The 22,298-nt window shown below is 42.1% G+C and carries 23 protein-coding genes; 15 read left to right on the top strand and 8 right to left on the bottom strand.

The window, feature by feature from the left end; all coding sequences use genetic code 11:
• The first annotated feature begins 182 nt into the window (after nt 1-182).
• From CXF60_RS07630 to CXF60_RS07600, 7 genes are all read left to right on the top strand, one after another.
• Nucleotides 183-785 carry an amino acid synthesis family protein gene (locus CXF60_RS07630; RefSeq protein WP_102091457.1) on the top strand — a complete coding sequence of 201 codons (603 nt, stop codon included), beginning with the start codon at nt 183-185 and terminating at the stop codon, nt 783-785.
• Between the two features lie 13 nt (nt 786-798).
• Nucleotides 799-1,635, top strand: a complete 837-nt coding sequence (locus CXF60_RS07625) for an alpha/beta fold hydrolase (protein WP_102091456.1) — start codon at nt 799-801, stop codon at nt 1,633-1,635.
• Nucleotides 1,636-1,670: 35 nt separating this feature from the next.
• Complete coding sequence (locus CXF60_RS07620) at nt 1,671-2,582, top strand: flavin reductase family protein (protein ID WP_102091455.1); 912 nt, start codon at nt 1,671-1,673, stop codon at nt 2,580-2,582.
• Between the two features lie 62 nt (nt 2,583-2,644).
• Nucleotides 2,645-3,682, top strand: coding sequence for an LLM class flavin-dependent oxidoreductase (locus CXF60_RS07615; RefSeq protein ID WP_102091454.1), 1,038 nt, complete (start codon nt 2,645-2,647; stop codon nt 3,680-3,682).
• Between the two features lie 61 nt (nt 3,683-3,743).
• Nucleotides 3,744-5,231, top strand: a complete 1,488-nt coding sequence (locus tag CXF60_RS07610; protein WP_102091453.1) for an aldehyde dehydrogenase — start codon at nt 3,744-3,746, stop codon at nt 5,229-5,231.
• Between the two features lie 42 nt (nt 5,232-5,273).
• Nucleotides 5,274-7,010 carry a BCCT family transporter gene (locus CXF60_RS07605; protein ID WP_102091452.1) on the top strand — a complete coding sequence of 579 codons (1,737 nt, stop codon included), beginning with the start codon at nt 5,274-5,276 and terminating at the stop codon, nt 7,008-7,010.
• A 737-nt stretch (nt 7,011-7,747) separates the two neighbouring features.
• The gene (locus tag CXF60_RS07600; protein WP_102091451.1) at nt 7,748-8,404 is read left to right on the top strand and encodes an IS1595 family transposase; all 657 of its coding nucleotides are present in this window, start codon (nt 7,748-7,750) and stop codon (nt 8,402-8,404) included.
• Nucleotides 8,405-8,651: 247 nt separating this feature from the next.
• Here CXF60_RS07600 and CXF60_RS07595 read toward each other — a convergent pair whose 3' ends face one another.
• Together CXF60_RS07595 and CXF60_RS07590 are read right to left on the bottom strand one after the other, a co-directional pair.
• Nucleotides 8,652-8,990, bottom strand: coding sequence for a hypothetical protein (locus tag CXF60_RS07595; RefSeq protein WP_227673302.1), 339 nt, complete (start codon nt 8,988-8,990; stop codon nt 8,652-8,654).
• A 342-nt stretch (nt 8,991-9,332) separates the two neighbouring features.
• The gene (locus CXF60_RS07590; protein ID WP_060491266.1) at nt 9,333-10,250 is read right to left on the bottom strand and encodes a LysR family transcriptional regulator; all 918 of its coding nucleotides are present in this window, start codon (nt 10,248-10,250) and stop codon (nt 9,333-9,335) included.
• Nucleotides 10,251-10,448: 198 nt separating this feature from the next.
• Between CXF60_RS07590 and CXF60_RS07585 the strand changes: the two genes are divergently transcribed.
• The 8 genes from CXF60_RS07585 to pcaD all read left to right on the top strand — a co-directional run bounded on the left by CXF60_RS07585 (nt 10,449) and on the right by pcaD (nt 17,646).
• Nucleotides 10,449-11,615 (top strand): muconate/chloromuconate family cycloisomerase, encoded by a 1,167-nt coding sequence (locus CXF60_RS07585; RefSeq protein ID WP_102091450.1) that lies wholly within the window; start codon nt 10,449-10,451, stop codon nt 11,613-11,615.
• Between the two features lie 43 nt (nt 11,616-11,658).
• Nucleotides 11,659-11,949 carry a muconolactone Delta-isomerase gene (gene catC / locus CXF60_RS07580; protein ID WP_102091449.1) on the top strand — a complete coding sequence of 97 codons (291 nt, stop codon included), beginning with the start codon at nt 11,659-11,661 and terminating at the stop codon, nt 11,947-11,949.
• Nucleotides 11,950-12,104: 155 nt separating this feature from the next.
• A complete protein-coding gene (gene catA / locus CXF60_RS07575) occupies nt 12,105-13,028 on the top strand; it encodes a catechol 1,2-dioxygenase (protein WP_102091448.1) in 924 nt (307 codons plus the stop codon).
• A gap of 262 nt (nt 13,029-13,290) precedes the next feature.
• Nucleotides 13,291-14,118 (top strand): SphA family protein, encoded by an 828-nt coding sequence (locus CXF60_RS07570; protein ID WP_102091447.1) that lies wholly within the window; start codon nt 13,291-13,293, stop codon nt 14,116-14,118.
• Nucleotides 14,119-14,151: 33 nt separating this feature from the next.
• Nucleotides 14,152-14,844, top strand: coding sequence for a 3-oxoacid CoA-transferase subunit A (locus CXF60_RS07565; protein ID WP_102091446.1), 693 nt, complete (start codon nt 14,152-14,154; stop codon nt 14,842-14,844).
• A 26-nt stretch (nt 14,845-14,870) separates the two neighbouring features.
• Nucleotides 14,871-15,521: a 3-oxoacid CoA-transferase subunit B gene (locus tag CXF60_RS07560; RefSeq protein WP_102091445.1), complete on the top strand. Its 651-nt coding sequence runs from the start codon at nt 14,871-14,873 to the stop codon at nt 15,519-15,521.
• 34 nt (nt 15,522-15,555) lie between these two features.
• The gene (gene pcaF / locus CXF60_RS07555; RefSeq protein WP_102091444.1) at nt 15,556-16,788 is read left to right on the top strand and encodes a 3-oxoadipyl-CoA thiolase; all 1,233 of its coding nucleotides are present in this window, start codon (nt 15,556-15,558) and stop codon (nt 16,786-16,788) included.
• Nucleotides 16,789-16,869: 81 nt separating this feature from the next.
• Nucleotides 16,870-17,646 (top strand): 3-oxoadipate enol-lactonase, encoded by a 777-nt coding sequence (gene pcaD, locus CXF60_RS07550; RefSeq protein ID WP_102091443.1) that lies wholly within the window; start codon nt 16,870-16,872, stop codon nt 17,644-17,646.
• A 119-nt stretch (nt 17,647-17,765) separates the two neighbouring features.
• On the opposite strand, the gene CXF60_RS14720 is transcribed toward pcaD, so the two are convergent.
• The 6 genes from CXF60_RS14720 to CXF60_RS07520 all read right to left on the bottom strand — a co-directional run bounded on the left by CXF60_RS14720 (nt 17,766) and on the right by CXF60_RS07520 (nt 22,240).
• The gene (locus CXF60_RS14720) at nt 17,766-18,038 is read right to left on the bottom strand and encodes an IS3 family transposase (RefSeq protein ID WP_227673304.1); all 273 of its coding nucleotides are present in this window, start codon (nt 18,036-18,038) and stop codon (nt 17,766-17,768) included.
• Between the two features lie 116 nt (nt 18,039-18,154).
• A complete protein-coding gene (locus CXF60_RS07540) occupies nt 18,155-18,571 on the bottom strand; it encodes a helix-turn-helix domain-containing protein (protein WP_227673301.1) in 417 nt (138 codons plus the stop codon).
• A 192-nt stretch (nt 18,572-18,763) separates the two neighbouring features.
• Entirely contained in the window at nt 18,764-19,822 is a 1,059-nt protein-coding gene (locus tag CXF60_RS07535; RefSeq protein WP_102091441.1) for an NADH:ubiquinone reductase (Na(+)-transporting) subunit F, read from the bottom strand.
• 71 nt (nt 19,823-19,893) lie between these two features.
• On the bottom strand, nt 19,894-20,256 hold the full coding sequence (locus CXF60_RS07530; protein WP_102091440.1) for a phenol hydroxylase subunit P4: 363 nt from the start codon (nt 20,254-20,256) through the stop codon (nt 19,894-19,896).
• 146 nt (nt 20,257-20,402) lie between these two features.
• On the bottom strand, nt 20,403-21,920 hold the full coding sequence (locus CXF60_RS07525; RefSeq protein ID WP_102091439.1) for an aromatic/alkene/methane monooxygenase hydroxylase/oxygenase subunit alpha: 1,518 nt from the start codon (nt 21,918-21,920) through the stop codon (nt 20,403-20,405).
• Between the two features lie 50 nt (nt 21,921-21,970).
• A complete protein-coding gene (locus CXF60_RS07520; RefSeq protein ID WP_102091438.1) occupies nt 21,971-22,240 on the bottom strand; it encodes an MmoB/DmpM family protein in 270 nt (89 codons plus the stop codon).
• Nucleotides 22,241-22,298 lie beyond the last annotated feature (58 nt).

Genomic DNA, 22,298 nt, shown 5'->3' with positions numbered 1-22,298 from the left:
TAAGATGTAAATGCAGAGTATAACGACTGTGAAGCAAAAAAACAGTACGCTTTAATATAGTATTACGGTATACCATAATATTTTTTTTCAAAAAAAGCTAGTAATTAATTCAATACCGTATTATGGTATACCAACGTTAAGACGAACTATTAATTATCTTTTATGACCGTAGGGAACCAATAATGCTAAAACCAGAAATCAGAAAAATCGTAACTTTTGAGGAAGAAACGTTCATTGAAGGATTCAAGGCCGCTGATACACCACTTAGAATGTTTGCTGTTGCGGCGGTGATTACTAATCCGTGGGCAGGACGTTATGTCGAAGATCTAAAACCTGAGATTCAAGCGTTTGGTCCTGTGTTAGGCAAGCTAATGACCGATAAGATCATCGCTCTAGCTGGCGGTGCAGACAAAATACAAGCGTATGGCAAAGCGGCTGTCGTTGGACTTAATGGTGAAATCGAACACGCCTCAGGCCTGATTCATACGCTGCGTTTTGGCAATTTTTATCGTGAAGCTTTATCTGCCAGTAGTTATTTATCGTTTACTAACATGCGTGGCGGTGCAAACTCCCCCATTATGGTGCCGTTGATGGATAAAGATGATGTCGGTCGACGTTCACATTATCTGACCATTCAATTCGCCATTCCAGATGCCCCTCGTGATGATGAGGTAGTCATCGTCTTAGGAGGTGCTACTGGTGGCCGTCCGCATCATCGTATTGGTGATCGTTATCAAGACTTAGAAGATTTGGGCCGCGATCTAGATAATCCAGCAGCCGTATAGGGAGTAGATATTAATGAAGTGGTCACGTAAAACATCCAACGGAATCGCTTATCATTACAGTGTAAATGCCAGTGATAGCGTTAATGAAAAATCCACCCCAATTGTTTTTATCCATGGTGTGGGCTTACGAGCAGAGAGTTGGTACCAACAGCTGTCTGTATTTACTAAACACTATCATTGTTATGCGATTGATATGCCAGGACATGGGGAGAGCGATTTATTATCCAACCCTGTCCTGACGTTGGAAGACTTTTCTGATGTGCTAACAACATTCATTAATAATGTTGTGGGTCAACCAGCCATCATTGTTGGTCACTCATTAGGCGCGATGATGGCGTTACAGACTGCCGTATCGTCTCCCAAAGTAGTACTCGGTATCGCGGCATTGAATGCGATTTATAATCGTCCAGATGAGGCGGCTCAAAATGTACAAGCTAGAGCCGAATCACTCATCAATGATCTCAATCAAAATGTCACTGAGCAACCAATAGCCAGATGGTTCGATGGCAATCCTAAATACCGCTCAGAGGCAGAGCTATGTCAAAAATGGTTAGATAATGGCAGTCGCTTAGGATATGCACGAGCCTATCAGATGTTTGCACATTTACGTGGTATTGCAGAAGCGGACTTGCGACCCATTACAGTACCTGCGTTATTTCTAACAGGCGAACTGGATGTTAACTCTAAGCCCGAAATGTCACTGGCAATGGCAAATATATTACCCAATGCTGATGCCGTTATCGTACCCGAAGCCCGTCATATGACTCAAATGACACATTCAAATACGGTTAACGCTGCATTGGCAAAATTTTTTACTCAATGTAACTCACATAATATGACGCTTGCTTAATCTAAAAGCACGCCTGTTTTTAAAAAGAGGTTCTCATGAAGCAACTTGATCCTAAAAGTCTACGTAATGCCTTTGGCAGCTACATGACTGGTGTTACTGTCATAACTGCCATGTCTAATGACGGTAAACCTGTCGGTTTTACTGCTAATTCATTTACATCGGTATCACTTGATCCACCGCTCCTACTGGTATGCCCAGCAAAATCATTGTCCAGTTTTGACGTCTTTGCTAACTGTAAGCATTTTGCTGTCAATATTTTGAGCGAAGATCAACAGAATATCTCGAATATCTTTGCTGGCTCAAAGGACGACCGCTTTAGTCAAATTGAATGGCATAAAGATGAATACGGTAATCCAATCATAAAAGGCGCCTTGACGCATTTTTCTTGTAAAACAGACCGCAATCTCGATGCTGGTGATCACCACCTTTTAGTTGGTGAAGTGCTTGATTTTTCATCTCGCGAGGGGCACGGCTTAGGATATGCGTCTGGTGGTTATTTTAGCTTAGCACTAGAGCGTGAAGCGGCAGAAATCAGTACGCAGGAAAAGCATGTCAATGTGGGTGTAATTATAGAACACAATGGAAAAGTCTTACTCAGTCAAAAAGATGGTAAAGAAACCTTACCCAGTACAACTACCGATGACAATACCAATGCCGTCAGCACGATCCAACAGTTTTTGGCAGACAATGGTATTGATGCGCAGTTGGGTGCGGTCTTCTCTATTTATGAGAATACCAAAACAAATACCAATTATATTTTTTATCGCGCTATTGCAAACTCATCAGAGACCAAAGGGCTCGGCGAATACGTCTCAATTTTTGATATCGCGGAACAAGATTTTGCTACTCCTGCCATGCATTCGATGATGACACGTTATGCGACTGAAAGCGAAAATGGGTTGTATGGCGTGTATGTTGGCCAAGAAGAACAAGGTCACGTCCATTAAAATTTATATCTAAATCAAATTGAACCAAAGTAAATTAAACCAAAAAGCAAAGGATTTGCCTCATGAAATTTTCACTATTTTTACACATGGAACGCCTCGACGAATCACAGACCTATCAACAACTGCATGATGATTTCATTAAGTTGGCAAAAATAGCCGACCAAGGCGGCATGCATGCTATCTGGACTGGTGAACACCATGGTATGGATTTTACCATCGCTCCAAACCCATTTTTAAATCTAATTGATCTATCCCATCACACCGAAAACGTACGTCTAGGTACTGGTACAGTGATTGCACCGTTTTGGCATCCAATCAAACTGGCTGGTGAAGCGGCCATGACTGACATCATCACCAATGGCCGATTGGATTTAGGAATTGCTCGCGGTGCTTATAATTTTGAGTACGAGCGCTTGATGCCTGGTATGGATGCTATGGAAGCAGGCGGTCGCATGCGTGAACTTGTCCCTGCAGTACAGCAACTATGGAAAGGTGACTACGCCCACGATGGTAAGTATACCCAATTTCCATCAACCACTTCAGCGCCAAAACCTCTACAAAAAGGTGGTGTACCCATGTGGATTGCAGCGCGCGACCCTCATAGCCACAACTTTGCGGTAGAACATGGCTGCAACGTGCAAGTCACCCCGCTATGGCAAGGCTTGACAGAAATCCAAAATTTAATGACAGCCTTCAAAAATGCCAAAGCTGAACACGGCGAAGGTAAAAACCCAAAAATCATGCTGTTGCAACATGCCTATGTTGGTAGTGATGCCAATGACGTGGCTGAAGCGGCCAAATGTATCAGCCGTTTCTACTGTTATTTTGGCGCGTGGTTCAAAAACGAACGCCCTATCCATCAAGGACTACTTGAGCCATTAAGCGAAGAAGAAATAGCAAAAATCGACATGTATGCTCCTGAAAAAATGTTAGAAAACATGCCTATTGGCACATCTGATCAGGTTATTGAAAAACTCAAGGTATACGAAGAGCTTGGTTATGACGAGTTTGCATTTTGGATTGACTCTAGTATGACTTATGAGCAGAAACAGGCATCCTTGCGCCGTTTTATTGATGACGTCATGCCAGCATTTGCATAACCGTACTTAGTTTCTAGTAAATGATAAACAGATAACCCAATAAGAAATTTGGAGAACCACTATGGCTAAACCTCATTATCAACTCTATATCAATGGCGAGTGGTGCGAAGGAAGCACTAACCAAGTCCTAGACAGCTATAACCCTGCAACGAATGAAGCATGGGCAACATTCGCCTGTGCTAGCCCTGCTGATGTTGAGCGCGCTGTCGATGGGGCTAAGGCTGCACTGAATAATCCTGAATGGGCAAAAATGACTGCCACCCAACGTGGTAAGTTATTGTACCGCTTAGCAGATCTGATCGAGCAAAATGCCGAAAAACTGGGGAAAATTGAAACAACGGATAGTGGCAAACTGGCTCATGAAACTGTGGCTCAAACACGTTACGTCAGCGACTATTATCGTTACTTTGCAGGACTGGCTGACAAAGTAGAAGGCGCTACACTACCAATTGATAAGTCGGATATGCATGTGTTTACCACACGCGAACCTATTGGCGTAGTCGCTGCTGTTGTGCCATGGAATGCGCAAATGTTTTTAACAGCGACTAAGCTAGGCCCAGCGCTAGCAGCAGGCTGTACTATCATTTTGAAAGCTTCCGAGATAGCACCTTGTCCTATGTTTGCTTTTGCTGAATTAGTAGAACAAGCAGGCTTCCCTAAAGGCGTCGTATCTATCATTACAGGCGATGCTGAAAACTGTGCCATTCCATTGACCAGTCATCCTGATGTAGACAAAATCGCATTTACCGGTGGGCCTGATGCGGCAAGGCATGTAGTCAGAAACTCTGCCAATAGCTTTGCGGTAACTAGCCTAGAGCTAGGTGGCAAGTCACCCATCCTCGTCTTTGAAGATGCGGACCTAGAAAGTGCGGCAAACGGTTTGATTGCTGGTAATTTTGGCGCTTCTGGTCAGTCTTGTGTGGCGGGATCTCGCGGGTTTGTTCACCGCTCTATCTTGCCTGAAATTATCAAACGTGTAGAAGAAAAAGCCAAAAACATTGTCATTGGTAACCCTCTCGATGCCAATACTCACGTAGGCCCTTTATGTACCAAAGCGCAGGTTGAGCGTATTAAAGATACTCTTGAAAAGGCAGTCTCACAAGGCGCGAACATTCGTTTCGGTGGCCAGCCGCCTACTGATCCTGCTTTAGCAAGCGGTAATTACTTTACACCTACCTTAGTAGAATGTCCTAATACTGACATCGAAACGCAAAGTGTGGAGATGTTTGGACCTGTTATGTCATTGGTCGCGTTTGACACTGAAGACGAAGCTATTGCTATGGCAAATGATAGTGTCTACGGCTTGGGCTCTGGTGTATTTACTCAAAATTTAGCTCGGGCGCACCGTGTCTCGCAACAGATTCGTTCAGGCATTTGCTGGGTAAATACCTATCGAGCTATCTCTCCTACAGCACCTTTCGGTGGCTACAACCAATCAGGTTATGGACGTGAAGCTGGGAGCGAATCTGTACTTCAGTATACTCGCACAAAAACGACATGGATTAATATCTCGGCGGAGCCGATGGCTAATCCTTTTGTCATGAGGTAACCACTCGCTGCAATCTACTACATTAGTTTTAAGGAAGAAACTATGCCTATTCGTCCCCCATTGACAGAGTTAAATATAAAAACTCATGACAAAGGTTTCTACAAAGGTTTTAACCGTATTGTCACCATAACATCGAAGATTTTGGTGACATTAGTTGTTATCTGGATTTTAAGCGACATTGATCGTTCCGGTGCGATTCTGGATAATATGAAAAACTGGTCTTATACCAATCTCAATAGCTACTATACGTATTCTGTCGCATTTTATATATTGGTTTGTCTTACTGCTATCTTATGGCCATCTTTTGGACGCACCAAGCTTGGCTCCGATCCTAATGGAAAACCTGAATTTTCAAACTTTTCATGGTTTTCTATGATTTTTGGGGCAGGTATTGGGATTGGTGTACTCACCTATAGTGCTGCCGAACCTATTTGGCATTTGGCAAACAATCCTGACACTATTATGTCCAAAGAAATAATCATATCAGCGTTGAATGCTAATGGTCTCAAGCTACCTCAAGGTGCTGATGTATTCAATTTTTATCAAGACCAAGTGGCGGCCAGTACTTTAACTGCTATCGATGGCGTGGTATTACCCAAAACTGAGTCAGCACTAGACGCGGCCTTTCGCTACTCTTTTCTTCACTGGGGTATCAGTGCTTGGGCAACTTATTGCTTAGTCGGTATTTGTTTAGCGTATTTCAGTTATTCTCGTGGATTGCCATTAACCATGCGCTCAGCATTAACACCTTTATTTGGTAGACACTTAGAAGGGTTGTTGGGTCATATCATTGATATATCTGCAGTAATTGCCACGATATTTGGTATTGCACAAACAATTGGTATTGGCTTAAGCTCTTTTGCTTCCGGGCTATACAGTATTACTGGTATTACTTGGTTGGTGACCAATACTAACAACCCTGAGCCCACCACCGGAGCATTATTACTATCGTTGTTTGTGGTCATGTGCCTAGCGATGATTTCTGCTTTGTCAGGTGTTGGACGGGGCGTCAAGTGGCTAAGTAATATCAATATGGTACTGTCATTTTCCCTTTTAGCATTTTTCTTGATTTTTGGGGCCTCTATGTTTGCCCTAGAAATGTTGGGCAAAGGAATTTTTACCTACGTTGTGCACTTGCCTGCAATGGTATTTACCGTATGGGAACCCAATACTGAATTGGGTAGCTGGCAAACCAGTTGGTCTATTTTTTACTGGGCATGGTGGATTGCTTTTGCACCATTCGTTGGTATGTTTTTAGCACGTATTTCCAAAAACCGTACCATTCGTGAATTTGGATTGATTGGTATTGTAGCACCTAGTCTGACACTATTTGTCTGGTTCTCTTTCATTGGTGGTACTGGCATCGATTTAGAGTTAAGTGGTATTGCTGGTGGTAAAATATTTGAGTCAGGATTAACCGCTCAGCTATTCGAAATTATTGGCTTTATGTTAGAACCAATGATGGCAAAAATATTATCAGCGATGGTGGTGGTATTGCTATTAACCTATTTGGTTACTTCTGCTGACTCTGCTCTGCTAGTTGTCAATATGCTAAATGCTGGAGGTGAGGTCGAAGTTGAAAATGGCCAAAAACACATCATCGTGTGGGGTCTTGCTCTAGCTTCCGTTATTGCAGCATTGTTATTAGCTGGTGGATTGAATGCTATTACCTCGGCTATGATTATTGCCGCAATACCCTTTTCACTCATCATTATTTTGATGGCAGTCAGTTTACTGAAGGCTCTTATTTTAGATGGCGTACGAAAAAGAGAAAAGTGATTGATATTTATTTAAAAGTATCATCTTTGTTAGATCTCTTATAATCCGATTGCTACTTCATAGGAGCTCTTTTTTTAATAAATAAAAATCGTGCTGTTTCTACGTAACGGATATGTTGTTTAATTTATATTATTGCACAGATAAAAAATCACCCTAGCTATTTAAGTGAGGGTGGTTTTTTTAGGTTTGAGAAACTACTTTCTAAGGAAATAAGTACAACGCAAGTCACCTTTCTAATACTGTATAAAGCAATTACATATTTATGAGTGTTCTTATTTTTCGGGGAAACTACCCTTCCACCGAGATGTGGCAAGCGCTAAAGCAAAGAACTTGCATGCTGCCATTACTTATATTTACTTCACTGAACTAGTGCCTGATAGTCTGATTAATCTAGCTAATAATCCTTGAGATTGATATTAGACATAGTTAACGCTAAAGTAGATCAATTTCTTATTGAAACTATAACTTATTAGGTAGTAAATCCCTGAATATTATGGTGTTTAAAATATCATCATACTCTGCATATACTATGGTCAATCTTACTCTGACAATTCGGAAAAGCTCTATATGCTATTATTTATATAGTGTAGAGGGCTGGGGTATGAAAATTATTTTTCTTAGGTGACGCTATTAATATCGGGGTTTGAAAAAAGCATCCTAATGTTTTCAATATATACGTATCTTGCGAATTAAGTTTTTGGGGCTGTAGTAGATAAGCACTATGCTAGACTACTTTTATGAAGATAACCCGTTGTAAACTAAGTAAAAAAGTACAGCGAAGGCTATTAGAGTTTTTCACGGCTGAAGTAACTGCTAGAACAGCCGCAGATTTGCTTGATATCCAGCCTAACAGTGCTGCACTTTTTTATCATAAAATTAGACTTGTTATAGGTCATCATCTCTCATTACAAGCTGATGAGCTTTTTGATGGCGAAGTCGAATTAGATGAAAGCTACTTTGGCGGCGTACGCAAAGGCAAAAGAGGTCGCGGAGCTGCTGGTAAAACAGCCGTGTTTGGTATCCTAAAACGACATGGTAAGGTTTATACCATTGTCGTAGCAGACACCAAACAAACCACCCTAATGCCTGTCATCAAGCGTAAAATCAAGCCTGACAGCTTTGTTTATACTGATAGCTATCGAAGTTATAATGCATTAGATGTGAGCGAATTCAAACATTTCAGAGTCAATCACTCTAAAGAGTTTACTTGTGGTAAAAATAATCACATCAACGGCATTGAGAACTTTTGGAATCAGTCTAAACGAACGCTCAGAAAATATAATGGAATTGATAAGAAGAATTTCCATTTATTTTTAAAAGAGTGCGAGTTTAGATTTAACTATGGGTCACCATCTAATCAGCTTAAAACGCTGAAAAAATGGTGTGATATTTAATCCTTATCTACTACAGCCCCAAGTTTTTTGCTTCGTATTCATTTACTGTAATGTACCTTTATGTATGCGATTCGATGAAGTTAAACGGTACTATTAAGGGCATAACTAACGACAATATCTTATTTAATAATGATGGTAAAGAATTCACTTGGCCGTTACTGACTGAATATTGTCGTCTTCTTGAGTGAAGAAGCTAAGCAATGCTGAACATTCATAGGGTTACACCTCTGTTGCTAAATACTCTAACCTACACTCTCCCTGCCCCGCGACTAGATGCTTCACTATTCTCAACCAATATAGCCGCTGCTGTTTTTTTGAGTATCGCCCACTGTTCGTCATCGACATAGATACCCTCTTTCCATGCGCGCTGATGAGTCTCAAACAGCTCGTCTGTCGATATTTTACGATCGAAATGCTGGATATCATGTTCGATATCGAAGTTTTGAGTCGCAACCTCAATAACCATATTATTGGTATTGTAGTTGGACTGGGGTTTGTCGAAAAAGTAAAGATCAGGATAGACAAACCCTTGATTCAATGTAAATAACGTATGCTTGGGCACAGAGCCATTATCCCATTTGGCCAAACAAGCATAGCCTTTTTGTGTGAGACATTCATCTGAATATCACCCAACTGTTTTACCATAAAACTCTTTTACTCTGTTGATTCGAAAATCACCTAAATGCTATTGTTTATATAGTGCAGAAGACTGAGGTATGAAATCCACTTTTCTCAGGTGGTGTTGTTAATATTGGAGTTTGACCAGGTGTCTTAATCACTAATGCCTTCTAACAACTATGGTGAAGTAAGATGTCGTTGACATCCCTACGTCAAAACGAGCAGCACTTTATATATAATAAAACTGTTGCATGATTTTATCCTTAAGCGAGTCAATATTAGGAAGCTTAACGAATAGTGAGTAAATTGCTTAAATCTCTTCACGCCGATAAACAAACTCCTCTTCATCATATAACTTGTAGGTGACATCGAGTAGCGTTTTTAGCAAATCCGACTTATCAAAATGACGGACATTCATAATAACTGGCGACGTTAATAATCCATCTTCTAATGGAATATAACCAATCTCTGTACCGCGTAGGTTCTTAAGCGCTTGAGGCACAATGGTGATCCCTTCTCCTGCAGCTACTAAACCTAAAGCCACATGCAATTCGCTGACTTCTGAAAATGAATTTGGCTCAATATTGCGTTCCTCAAACAAACTCAAAACAAAGTCAATAAAACTAGGGCGCGGTGCCTTTGGATATAATAATAGATTCTCATTAGCTAGATCAGCGATAGTTATAGTGCTTTGTCGTCGTTGAATGATGGGATGATCAATAGGAGTGGCTACCACTAAGCTCTCCTCTCTCAGTAAAATACGTCTCACCGCAGCGTCTTCAAAAAATAATCTTCCAAACCCCACATCTATCTTGCCATTTGTCAGTGCTTGCGTTTGCTGCCACGAATTTAACTCGTGAAGCTTTATTTCTATATTAGGATATACCTTGCGAAATCGGGAGATCACTCTTGGTAACGTTCCGTATAAAATCGACGCCACAAAACCTATAGACAAAGAGCCATCAAACTTCCCTTTACGCATAGTCATCGCTCGAAGATTATCAGACTTTTTTAGAATCTGTATGGCATGCTCGTAAAAAAAGACCCCTGCTTCAGTTAACTTAAGAGGCCGTTGATCACGATCAATCAAAAGTACACCCATCTCTTCTTCTAACTGTTTTATCTGACGACTAAGCGGTGGCTGTGATATAAAAAGCCGCTCAGCCGCTTTACTAAAGCTCTTCTCTTCTGCCATTGCGACAAAATAACGTAAATGTCTAAGTTCCATACCGTTATCCTTATTATCATTTTTTTAATTATCATTAGGTTGTCAATCAACTTTGTCCGTCTATTTAACCCTTGTATTACCACCATACTATACCTAAAAGGTATAAAAAAGCATCATATAAGGTCTTAGACACGGCAGTTTATAAGTCTTATAGTTAATAACAAGCATAACAACTAATTAATCAAGGGTTAGCGCAATATGATTCGTTCAATTACGACATTGCTGGTTCCGATACCTACCATTCGAACTCATAAACTTGCTTGTACGGTAATGAATGAGCAGACATTAGTCTTAGTTCATATTCAAACAGAAGATGGGCTTGAAGGTTGGGGCGAAGCGACAACCATCGGTGGGCTCAACTATGCAGAAGAGAGCCCACATAGTATCAAGACCAATATAGACACTTACTTCACGCCTTTGTTATTAAAAGAAGCCCCTACTTCCACTGCCAAAGCTATGCAGTTACTAAACCAGCATATCAGTGGTAATCGCTTTGCGAAATGCGCAATTGAAACCGCACTACTCGATATCGAGGGCAAACGTCTTGGCATACCGGTCAGTGAGTTATTAGGTGGCCGTGTACGTAATGAGCTTGAAGTGGCATGGACACTTGCCAGCGGTAATACTGATCAAGATATTAGCGAAGCAAAACAGATGATCGAACAAAAAAAGCATCGGATTTTCAAATTGAAAATTGGCAGTAATCCTATTAATGAAGACATTTCTCATGTACTGGCTATCAAGCAAGCTATACCAGAGTATCGTGTCACCGTCGATGTCAATCAAGCATGGACTGAGCTTGAAGCCATGAGCGCAATCAAGCGTCTGCAAGCTGGCGGGGTAGATTTAATAGAACAACCTATCTCTATGCGTAATCAGGCGGGACTGAAACGTTTAAAAGAGCATTTTGAGGTAGCCATCATGGCCGATGAGATTGTCCAAGATCCACAAAATGCTTTTCGTTTAGCAATTGATCATTGCGCCGATGTCTTTGCAGTCAAAATCAACCAAGCTGGCGGACTAAAGGCAGCCTGCCTCATTGGACAAATGGCACAGCTTGCAGGAATAGAATTATACGGTGGTACGATGTTAGAGGGCCCCATTGGCACGGCCGCATCGGCTCATGTGTTTTCAACTTACCCTAGTTTAAATTTTGATACTGAACTTTTTGGACCTCTATTACTCACCGAAGATATTCTAGCTCGTCCGCTAGATTACAGTAACTTTGGACTGTCTGTGCCAACAGGCCCTGGACTAGGGATCGAGGTGGATCGCGATAAAATCTATCATTATGCAGGACTCAGCCTATCAGCGGTATCAAATACAAACTCTCAACCCTACCTTGCTGCTGAAAATAGCTTATAAAGAATTAAATAATTAACGGGCTCAAAACCATAAGGAAAGAATAATGCTATATCACGTACGAATGGATGTCTTAATACCAAACGATATGGATGCTGACAAAGTTGCCGAACTAAAAGCCACTGAAAAAGCGCTATCACAAAAATTGCAAGAGCAAGGCAAATGGCGTCATATTTGGCGATTGGCTGGCGAGTACTCAAACTTTAGTATCTTTGATGTTGAGAGCAATGAAGAGCTGCACGATATCATGATGTCATTGCCTCTTTATCCTTACATGAAAGTAGAAGTTACGCCACTACTTCGTCATCCATCATCTGTTCGTGAAAATGACAGCTAAAACGATTGAACGACCACGAGGATATCCTCATAAATCAGGTTAAACCCAAGGAGAAAGGACATGGAACAAGCAGATTGAAAAAAAATGACAGCTAAAACGATTGAACGACCACGAGGATATCCTCACAAATCAGGTTAAACCCAAGGAGAAAGGACATGGAACACAAGCAGATTGAAAAATTGGCTGAACAGTTCATTAAAGGCAAGATCGACTTCCCTGAGCAAGTTAATCCACGTGTGCAAGAAATCACCCTGCGCATTGTGACCGATTTGATGAAAACGATTAATGATCTAAATATCACTGCTGATGAATACTGGACTGGTGTGTCTTACATTGGCGATTTAGGCAAAGAAGCCGGCCTCTTATCACCAGGTTTAGGTTTTGATCATTTCATGGATTTAATGATTGAAGAACATATGAAAGCGGCTGGATTAGAAGGTGGCACAATACGTACCATTGAAGGGCCACTATATGTATCAGGTGCTCCTGAAGAAAAAGGCTTTGCGAGGCTTGATGATGGTACTGAAGATGAAGAAGGCACAGTGCTATTTATGCAAGGATATGTTTATGACGAAGATGGCAATCCTATCCCTAATGCTAAAGTAGAGGCATGGCATGCCAACACTTTAGGTAACTACTCTTTCTTCGATGAATCGCAACCTGACTTTAATCTACGTCGTACTATCATTACTGATGGTGACGGCAAGTATGCTTTTCGTAGTATTGTGCCACTGGGTTACTCAGTACCACCAGGTGGTATGACGGATCAAGTATTAAGTGCTTTAGGACGTCATGGTAATCGCCCTGCTCACATTCACTTCTTCGCTAGTGCTGAAGGTATGCGCAAAATAACCACGCAGATCAATATTGATGGTGATGAATACCTTTGGGATGACTTTGCTTTTGCCAGTCGTGAAGGCTTAGTACCGGAAGTCACCATGGTTGACAACGCTGATAAGCTCAAAGAAAAAGGTCTTGATAAGCCTTATGCTTCAATCGATTTCGACTTCCATCTGTTAAAAAATAGTAAAGCTGATGTACATGGTAGTGAGGTAGCACGTCGCCGTGCACAAGGCTAGATAGTATATTTTGTTAAATACTTAGTTAAATACCTAGCTTCTTCAGGTATTTACATAAAAGTCATGACTAATAATCTCAATATCTACTTGATACCACTCCCTGCTGTGGTATCAAGTTTAACTTTCGGCAAGCACTCATTATTTTCAACCTAATATCTAATCTTTTTTAACTCACTAATCCATTCATGAACTTGTTGACTAATATAAACACTAATATTAAGTTTTGGACAATCATAAAATAAAATATGGACAAGGATGTTCTATGAAAAATACGATGAAGAAAATCACCCTACTTACTATCGCTGCTAGCTTGTCATTTACCATCCATGCTTCTGACTCCCACTACGTCCCAGGCATTGAAGGAATAAAAGCAAGTGTAGTACCACCACCTGGAGTGTATTACAGAGGCTATCTCATAAATTATAGCGCTGATGAAAATGAGGCGTTACCAGATGACAGCGAGGTTAATGTTACCGCACTTGCCAATCGAGCGATATGGGTCACACCGCAAAAGGTACTAGGTGGCGATTTGACATTAGAGGCCATTGTACCGCTTATAAAAACAGATCTAAGAGTCGGTGGTCAGGATGTCGATGAACGTACAGGCTTAGGTGATTTATATGTGGGCGGTGTATTAGGCTGGCATGGCGATAGATGGGATGCAGTCAGTGGTATCGGTTATTGGGCAGAAACTGGCGACTATGATAGCAATCGATTTGCAAGCCCTGGCAAAGGTTATGATTCCGTCATGCTTACCCTTGGTGGTAACGTTAAGCTCAACCAACAAGGTGACTTAAATCTCAGTGCCTTAAGTCGTTATGAGATGCCTAATGGTGACGACCTAGATGATGAGCTAATCATTGAATGGGGTTTGAGCAAAAGTTACGGCTTGCTAGATGTTGGCCTGGTTGGTTATAACACTTTTGAGACCGGTGACGGCGACGAGGAAAGAAACGCTTTAGGCTTATCTATGGGTTATTTTTCACCGCCTAACCTACTAGGTGGGGATGTCGCCGTGTATAAAGAGTATTCAAATAAAAATACTTTTGAGGGAGAGGTGATCAGAGCGTCGCTAACCAAAGTATTCTAAAGATTTCCACAAGATCTAAAATGGGGTCAAACTATGATTAACAAAGCGGAGAAAAGCATCACGAATGTGCTCAGTCAAATCAAAGACGGCGCCACGATTATGATTGGTGGTTTTGGTACGGCAGGACAACCTGCCGAACTGATTGATGCGCTCATTGATTTGGATATCAAAGACCTAGTGATTATTAGCAATAATGCAGGCAATGGTGATCATGGTCTTGCCAAACTATTAAAAACAGGGGCAGTGCGTAAGATCATTTGCTCGTTCCCACGTCAGTCAGACTCTTGGGTATTTGACGAGCTATATCATGCGGGAAAAATCGAGCTTGAGCTGGTACCACAAGGCAATCTGGCCTGCCGTATTCAAGCTGCTGGCATGGGACTTGGTGCGGTATATACGCCAACGGGTTTTGGTACTTTGCTTGCTGAAGGTAAAGAGACGCGCCATATCGATGGCAAAGACTATGTGCTTGAATATCCAATCAAAGCAGATTTTGCCTTAATCAAAGCGGATCAGGGCGATCGCTGGGGTAATTTAGTCTATCGAAAATCAGCACGTAACTTTGGTCCCATCATGGCCATGGCAGCTGACGTGACGATCGCTCAAGTTTCTAGAAGCGTCGATCTGGGTGAGCTTGATCCTGAACACATCATCACGCCAGGTATCTTTGTGCAGCATGTGGTGCAAATCGAGCCTACTCATTCTACTACCGCAGCCAGCGCTTAATACGGTCAATCATAAGGAGCGTCATCATGAGCCATACATTACTCACACGGGATCAAATCGCTGAGCGTGCTGCCCGAGATATTCCAGATGGTGCCTATGTCAATTTGGGCATTGGTCTACCCACCAAAATCGCTAAGTACTTGCCTGATGACAAAGACGTATTTTTACATTCAGAAAACGGCTTGTTGGCTTTTGGCCCGCCCCCTGCCAAAGGCGAAGAAGATCCAGAGCTGATCAATGCTGGCAAGGAATACGTCACCATGTTAGATGGCGGTAGCTTCTTTCACCATGGTGACTCGTTTGCCATGATGCGCGGCGGTCATATTGATATTTGCGTATTGGGTGCGTTTCAAGTGGCGGCCAATGGTGATTTGGCCAACTGGAGCACTGGTGAAGAAGGTGCAATACCTGCAGTTGGCGGTGCTATGGACTTAGCCATCGGTGCCAAAAAAGTCTTTGTGATGACCAATCATACGACCAAGACTGGTGAGCCCAAGATCGTCAGCGAGCTTACCTATCCTGTAACTGGCAAAAACTGCGTCGATCGAATTTTCACCGACCTGTGTGTTATAGACGTTTCGATTAAAGGGCTGGTAGTGACTGAAATGGTCGAAAACCTAAGCTTTAATGACTTACAAGCGGTAACGGGTGCCACACTCATTAACGAGACTAAATAAAAACGCCTCATAATTAAAACTTAGGATAATCACTATGATCGATTCGACCACTGATTTAAACAACGCTTATATTATTGACGCCATTCGCACGCCTTTTGGACGTTACGGTGGTAGTCTAGCCCCTGTACGTACCGATGATTTGGGCGCTATTCCTATTAAAGCCTTGATGGAACGCAATACCAATGTCGATTGGGTGCAAGTAGATGATGTTATTTACGGTTGCGCCAATCAAAGCGGTGAGGACAACCGTAACGTCGGGCGCATGTCATCATTGCTCGCAGGTCTTCCTTATCAAGTGCCTGCTACTACGGTCAACCGCTTATGCGGCTCATCAATGGATGCGTTAGCCATCGCCGCACGGGCAATTAAAGCCGGAGAAGCCAGTCTCATTATTGCAGGCGGCGTTGAGAGCATGAGCCGTGCGCCATTTGTAATGGGTAAGTCAAATCAGGCATTTGGTCGTAACCAAAAATTAAAAGATACTACCATGGGCTGGCGCTTTATCAACCCAAAGCTCGACGAGTTATATGGCACGGAGACCATGCCGCAAACGGCGGAAAATGTCGCTGAGCAGTTCAACATCAATCGTGCTGACCAAGATGCCTTTGCACTACGCAGCCAACAACGTACCCATGCCGCACAAGCATCAGGATTTTTCAAAGACGAGATTACCCCAGTCATTATCCCGCAGCGCAAAGGTGAGCCCATCATTGTCGATAAGGATGAGCATCCTCGTGCAGACACCACGCTTGAGAAATTAACCAAACTTCGTGCCGTCGTTAAAGAAAATGGCACAGTCACTGCTGGTAATGCCTCAGGCATTAATGATGGCGCAGCAGCCTTCTTAGTAGCGTCAGAGCAAGCCATTAAAGAATTTAATCTCAAGCCGCGTGCGCGTATTGTGGCTTCCACCACGGTAGGTGTCGAACCACGTATTATGGGCTTTGCTCCAGCGCCTGCGATCAAAAAACTACTGGCGCAAACTGGACTGTCACTTGATGAGATGGATGTCATTGAATTAAACGAAGCCTTTGCAGCGCAATCCCTAGCCTGCACGCGTGACTTGGGATTAGCTGACGATAGCGAGCGTGTCAATCCGAATGGTGGTGCGATTGCGCTTGGTCACCCACTTGGCGCATCAGGCGCACGTTTGATTTTGACAGCACTCAATCAACTTGAGAAAACGGATGAGCGTTATGCCATCTGCTCGATGTGTATTGGTGTTGGACAAGGTATCGCCATGATTATTGAACGAATTGAACATTGAATGCATTAATGGCCAACCACCATAAACCTATACGCCACTACCATCATAATCACCCCAAAATGACAAATAAGGATGATCGTTATGCCTGTACTTGAAAATAAAGACATTACCTTAAACTATGTCACTTTTGGTGATAGCCGTAACCCTGCGCTTATATTCTCCAACTCTTTAGGTACCAACTACCACATGTGGCAGCCGCAAATTGATGCTTTGCAAAACGATTATTTCATCATCTGTTATGACACTCGTGGTCATGGAAAATCTTCTGCACCCAAAGGCCCTTATAGCTTAGATCAGCTTGGACAAGACGTCATTGATCTGCTCGATCACTTGAATATTGATAAAGCGTTCTTTTGTGGTATCTCAATGGGTGGTATGACAGGCCAATGGCTGGCTATTAACTACCCTAATCGCTTTCATCATTTAATGTTGTGTAATACAGCAGCGAAGATTGGTACGGAAGCAGCTTGGCAAGACCGTGCCCAGCTCGTCCGAACAGAAGGTTTGAGCACTATTGCCGCTACAGCCGCATCGCGCTGGTTTACTGAGGGCTTTATCAGTAACCATCCTGATATCGTCAACGCCTTGTCTGACACTCTTGCCGCTAGCAGTAGCAAAGGTTATGCCAGCTGTTGTGAAGCGCTGGCTGTCGCTGATACTCGCGAGCAGTTAAAAGATATCGATGTCGCGATTACGGTGGTGGCAGGTACTGAAGACCCAGTGACGACGGTGGCCGATAGTCAATATATGGTCGATCATATCCCAAATGCCACACTCGCGACTATTGACGCGTCACACATTTCAAATATTGAGCAACCACAAGTATTCAATCAAACTATTCGTAAACACTTTGCCTAAATAAGCATTTTATTTAAATAAACATAATGCTTAAACCGATTAAAATGATTCGCTTTAAACAATAGCTAAAAAACCCCGACATAAATATGAACTGCCCCCCAAAACTTGGACGGTTTAGTTTACCCCAAGGACTGAGTTCTGTACTGCACAGGACTCAGTCCTTTTAGTTTCAATTGAATACGCTCATTGTTGTAATAATGATTCTTTGCTATTTTACCCAGTTGACCTTTATATGATCGGTACTTTTGTCTTCTTATCTTCGCACTGAGTTTCAACTGTTTCATGAGCTTGGCAATAAGCTCATGGTTATGATGAACACCTGACTGTTTTAATGCGACAGTGATTCTGCGATAGCCATACCTGCCCTTGTGCTTGTGATACAAATCGGCAATACGCTGCTTTATATGAGCGTATTTGTCTTTATGACTTAGCGTTGTTCTATGGTAGTAGAAGCTACTCCTTGGTATACGTGCTGTCTTTAATAAGTCAGATAAAAGATATTGATCTCTTAATCCTTCGATGAGCCTTGTTTTGTCGCAGTTTGTTCCCTCTCCCTGAGCAAGGCATCGAGCTTTTTTAGGTAAGCGTTCTCCGTGCGCAGGTATGCCAGTTCACGCTTAATCTCTGCTGTTGTCTTGTCGTCATCTGGTTTTCTTGTGATATCTGGCTTGGTCATGGCGCCTCTACCTTGTCGTTTGGGAGTGAGTCCAGACATACCATACTGTCGATACGCTTTATGCCAAAGGCTGATAAGAGCGGGTGAGCTGATGTTGAACTTTAATGCCGTCTCAGATTGACTTAAGCCTTGTTCTAACATGACGGTTATCACTTGGTGTTTAAAGTCGCTACTGTATTTAGTTTTACTCGCCTTTGGCTTGATAGCATCTATACCGCCGCTTTGGTATTGATAAGTCCACTTAGACACTATTTTTTTATCAAGTCCAAACTTCTTTACTGTTGCGATTCCGGCATGTCCTTATGCGATGACTTTGATCTTAAAGTCTAGATTGTAACGCATAAAAATACCCCATAAGTTGTGTCCAACTTATGGGGCAGTTCAGATGGCGGGGTTTTTATGTAAGCATATAGTGAGAAAAATATGACAAACTTATGACTACTAAATACGCTTAAATAAAGCAGAACGACTTGACTCGTCCGTACCATCAGCCGCAGTTAAGAAACGCTCCATATGAATATCGCGCTCAAATAGACGGGCTTGCATCAAAGTTGTAATAGTCGCATCAATCATAGGCGGCGGACCACACATATACGCTTTATGACCTGAGCATTTCCCATTAAAATGGTGCTTGACCGCATCATTCACATAACCTTTGAAGCCTGACCACTCCCCTAACGTATCTTCATCACTTAAAGCAGGAATGTAATGAAAGTTGTCATGCTCTGTTGCTAGCTGCTCAAACTTATCTCTATGATATAGCTCAGGAATATTTCTAGCCCCTTGAAACAGATAGAGCTGACGAGTTTCCCCTTGCTCTAATAAGTCCAGAATCATCGACTCAGGACTTGATAAACCTGACCCGCCTGCCACAAAGATCATATCTTGACTATCGCTACTGCGCACAAAAAACTGACCATAAGGACCTGACAGCTCGATGCTATCACCAACTGCTAACTCATTATGGAGCCAAGAAGTGCCTTTACCTTCATTGACTAAGCGCACATGCAGTTCAACGATATTAGACTGCGACGGCGGATTGGCAATAGAAAAGGCTCGCGTCCCAACATCAGGGATATCTAAGTTGATATATTGGCCGGCTTGGAATTGCATATCGCGATCTAACTGCAAGCGAATTCCTAAAATAGTAGGCGATAAAGGCGTCACTGACTCAACTGTCGCTGTATAATCTTCTACCGGATAGCCCAAAAAGTCAGGATCAACATCTATATCGGCTTCGATGACCAAATCGGACTCAGGATAACAACAACAAGCGAGTACTTTGCCTTCATCGCGCTCAACCTCCATCAGTGCAAAAGTAGAAGCCTCACCAAGATCCGCAAACCCCTCCAAAACTTGAACCTTACAAGTACCGCAAGTACCATGACCGCAAGCAAAAGGTAACCAAACCCCTTGCCTTAAGGCAGCTTGCAGTATCGTTTGACCATCTTCTACTTCAATAACATCACCGGTCGGCTCAATAGTGACTTCATAAGACATATCGCTCTCCCTCGCAATATCTGTAATTATTTATTACTTAGATGAATCTGCGCTTCAAATAATGGTGGATTTTATACCCCTGTTCCTTTCCAACCATTTAAGCCAGGTGTTTTAAATCGTAATAATGACTTGTGATCAAACCCTAATGCTTCAAGCGTTTTGTCATCTGTTGGCGTTATTGATTCTCCATTAAGATTCCACTCAACCTCATCCCATTTGATATTTTCAAAATCTGGATGCTGATTAAAACCTTCAGATAATACTCCAGCCTTAAAATCTGCAAAAGTCATTGTGGGAGGTAATGGGAAGGCTTTAGCTGAACAAAACAGTAAATGCTCATCCCAACCAATAAAGACTAAAATGTTGTCGCCATAGTTTTCTTGTTTGTCCATAACCTTGCCCGTGTAATCTGGGCGAATCGCTGTAACTGCCATAATAATTTCCTTATTAATATATTTGCTAATTAATTACTTGCTTACTAACTATTTAACATTCTATTGTTGAGAGCTTATTTGTGTATTTTGGTTCAGTAGCGCTGACTTTGTTTAGCCGCGCTACTAAGCTCTAATCAACCAATAAATTAAGCGGTGCCTTTCCATTTGTTCCAGTTTTGCTCATCCACAGAACCTTTGAAGTCCATATTATCGACACCCACATTGAAGCGATAATACTCACTAAGAATCTTCTCAAGCTCAGGGCCACCACAGTTACCTTGCAATATTTGCTGTACTGGTAACCACGCTTGCACGTACTTTTCAGGCTCATCAACGAAGATATCATGGCAACCATTTGAACACATGTGGTAGCGCTCATCGTTATAAACTGTCGTGCGATAGCTAAATGTACCAGGATCACCGTCCATTTCCGTAAAGGTCATGGGTACCTGACAGACTTGGCACAACATAGGCAGGCCTGAGCTATAAAAACGCTTGCCTTCTGCTTCCATTTTCTTTGCCAACTCCCAACGTGGACGATAGTATTTATCGAAGGTCTCAGGATACTTTTCGCTTAACCAATCCATCTCTTCATCTGATGGAATCCAAGTGTGAAAGCCAGCAACATGACCGAAGTTATAGAAGATCCACCACGCTTGATGCGATATATGTTCTTTCTCTTTTTCAATCACTTCACTATATTTTGGTTTTTCGATACCATAGCGAGCTAAATCGTCGAATAACGCTCCACCTGCATCTTCAAAGTAGACTTCCCATGCTTCTTTCCATGACATAACTTTATTTGGCAACATATAATCCATCATCATGCCCACGATAGACAGTAGACGGGTGCCACGCCAAAACCACTTATCAATCCATTTTTGTACAATTGGCAGGTTATCTTCGTGCTGTTCTAGCAAGAACTTGATAATCTCAAGCCCTAATGTCATATGACGTGCTTCATCCGATTGGGCACTAAAGCCAAAAGTGACGGTAGCCATATCACCATTGTGAGCTGCACCAGACATGAAAGGTACAAACAACAGATTGGTTAAGACATATTCGAACGAGAATGATATTGCCAATAAAAACTCAAATGGTCCTGCTGAACGCGCATCTTCAAAGAAAGATTTAGGAACAGATAAGTACCAAACGCGGTCATGCATATGGCTCCAATCTTGAAAACCATTGAAATACTTATTAAAGTGACTCATTGCATGAACTTGGGTTTGAACATGACGTAGCTCATCGATAGACTGCATTTGACAAGCAATGCGTGCACCAATACCACTGAACTGACGACCTACGTTAGCGTAGCCTTGATAGGCCTGATACTCTAAAGGAGTAACTGCTGTCAAAAAAAGCTTGATAGCATTAAGGTAGCGTGGGTCTGAGACGTTCATTTGACCATTATTCTGAGAAAATGCATCAAAAATAGCATAAAGCTTTTTCTCTTTTTCGGCCTGATACTTCCAATAAGTATCCATCGTCAGACGGAAAGGATCTTCCCATTTTGACCAGTCAGTGATTTTAATACCTTCAAACTCTTCATGAGGAAAGGCTTCTTTTTTATCTTCATAAGAAAAGTCCCAATCAAGATCACGCGTCAAGAGACGATACTTCTCTTTTAAATTGAGTTTCTTAGCTGTTTTAGTAGTAGCCATGCTGTGCTCCTTAGCAAATGCTAAATTATTAATTTAATAAGTTTGAATAATTACTGATTCCAACTTAAGGTCAGTGAGTCCTCCTCTTCCTCAACGTTACCACCCAAAGTGACTAGACTTAATTGCAACTCTTGGATTTCCCATTCGCGACCGATTTTTTCTTCGACCGTGGCACGATTGACGACAAGCTTGCCTTCACATTCCATTCGAATCATAGCTGGCTGATAAATCACCGTTACTTCTGGATTATCTTCTTCTACTGCCTGAACAATATAATGTGACATATCGTTGTCTTGTAACGCCAAGTATACTTTTGACATAAGCTTCCCCTTAGAAAATTAATAAATATTAATGAGCAATTTAAATACGGTTAAAAGC

The sequence above is a fragment of the Psychrobacter sp. 4Bb genome, assembly GCF_002836735.1.
Taxonomy (GTDB): Bacteria; Pseudomonadota; Gammaproteobacteria; order Pseudomonadales; family Moraxellaceae; genus Psychrobacter.
Note: the sequence above shows the minus strand (reverse complement) of the source record. Positions and strands in the feature narration are given on the sequence as shown.

Excerpts from the sequence above, each read along its gene's own strand:
- CXF60_RS07560 (WP_102091445.1), top strand. The coding sequence starts at position 14,871 with ATGAGCCATACATTACTCACACGGGATCAAATCGCTGAGCGTGCTGCC.
- CXF60_RS07610 (WP_102091453.1), top strand. The coding sequence starts at position 3,744 with ATGGCTAAACCTCATTATCAACTCTATATCAATGGCGAGTGGTGCGAA.
- CXF60_RS07620 (WP_102091455.1), top strand. The coding sequence starts at position 1,671 with ATGAAGCAACTTGATCCTAAAAGTCTACGTAATGCCTTTGGCAGCTAC.
- CXF60_RS07570 (WP_102091447.1), top strand. The coding sequence starts at position 13,291 with ATGAAAAATACGATGAAGAAAATCACCCTACTTACTATCGCTGCTAGC.
- CXF60_RS07585 (WP_102091450.1), top strand. The coding sequence starts at position 10,449 with ATGATTCGTTCAATTACGACATTGCTGGTTCCGATACCTACCATTCGA.
- CXF60_RS07525 (WP_102091439.1), bottom strand. The coding sequence starts at position 21,920 with ATGGCTACTACTAAAACAGCTAAGAAACTCAATTTAAAAGAGAAGTAT.
- CXF60_RS07615 (WP_102091454.1), top strand. The coding sequence starts at position 2,645 with ATGAAATTTTCACTATTTTTACACATGGAACGCCTCGACGAATCACAG.
- CXF60_RS07565 (WP_102091446.1), top strand. The coding sequence starts at position 14,152 with ATGATTAACAAAGCGGAGAAAAGCATCACGAATGTGCTCAGTCAAATC.
- CXF60_RS07625 (WP_102091456.1), top strand. The coding sequence starts at position 799 with ATGAAGTGGTCACGTAAAACATCCAACGGAATCGCTTATCATTACAGT.
- catA (WP_102091448.1), top strand. The coding sequence starts at position 12,105 with ATGGAACACAAGCAGATTGAAAAATTGGCTGAACAGTTCATTAAAGGC.
- CXF60_RS07590 (WP_060491266.1), bottom strand. The coding sequence starts at position 10,250 with ATGGAACTTAGACATTTACGTTATTTTGTCGCAATGGCAGAAGAGAAG.
- CXF60_RS07605 (WP_102091452.1), top strand. The coding sequence starts at position 5,274 with ATGCCTATTCGTCCCCCATTGACAGAGTTAAATATAAAAACTCATGAC.
- CXF60_RS07535 (WP_102091441.1), bottom strand. The coding sequence starts at position 19,822 with ATGTCTTATGAAGTCACTATTGAGCCGACCGGTGATGTTATTGAAGTA.
- catC (WP_102091449.1), top strand. The coding sequence starts at position 11,659 with ATGCTATATCACGTACGAATGGATGTCTTAATACCAAACGATATGGAT.
- CXF60_RS07600 (WP_102091451.1), top strand. The coding sequence starts at position 7,748 with ATGAAGATAACCCGTTGTAAACTAAGTAAAAAAGTACAGCGAAGGCTA.
- CXF60_RS07630 (WP_102091457.1), top strand. The coding sequence starts at position 183 with ATGCTAAAACCAGAAATCAGAAAAATCGTAACTTTTGAGGAAGAAACG.
- CXF60_RS07530 (WP_102091440.1), bottom strand. The coding sequence starts at position 20,256 with ATGGCAGTTACAGCGATTCGCCCAGATTACACGGGCAAGGTTATGGAC.
- pcaD (WP_102091443.1), top strand. The coding sequence starts at position 16,870 with ATGCCTGTACTTGAAAATAAAGACATTACCTTAAACTATGTCACTTTT.
- pcaF (WP_102091444.1), top strand. The coding sequence starts at position 15,556 with ATGATCGATTCGACCACTGATTTAAACAACGCTTATATTATTGACGCC.
- CXF60_RS07520 (WP_102091438.1), bottom strand. The coding sequence starts at position 22,240 with ATGTCAAAAGTATACTTGGCGTTACAAGACAACGATATGTCACATTAT.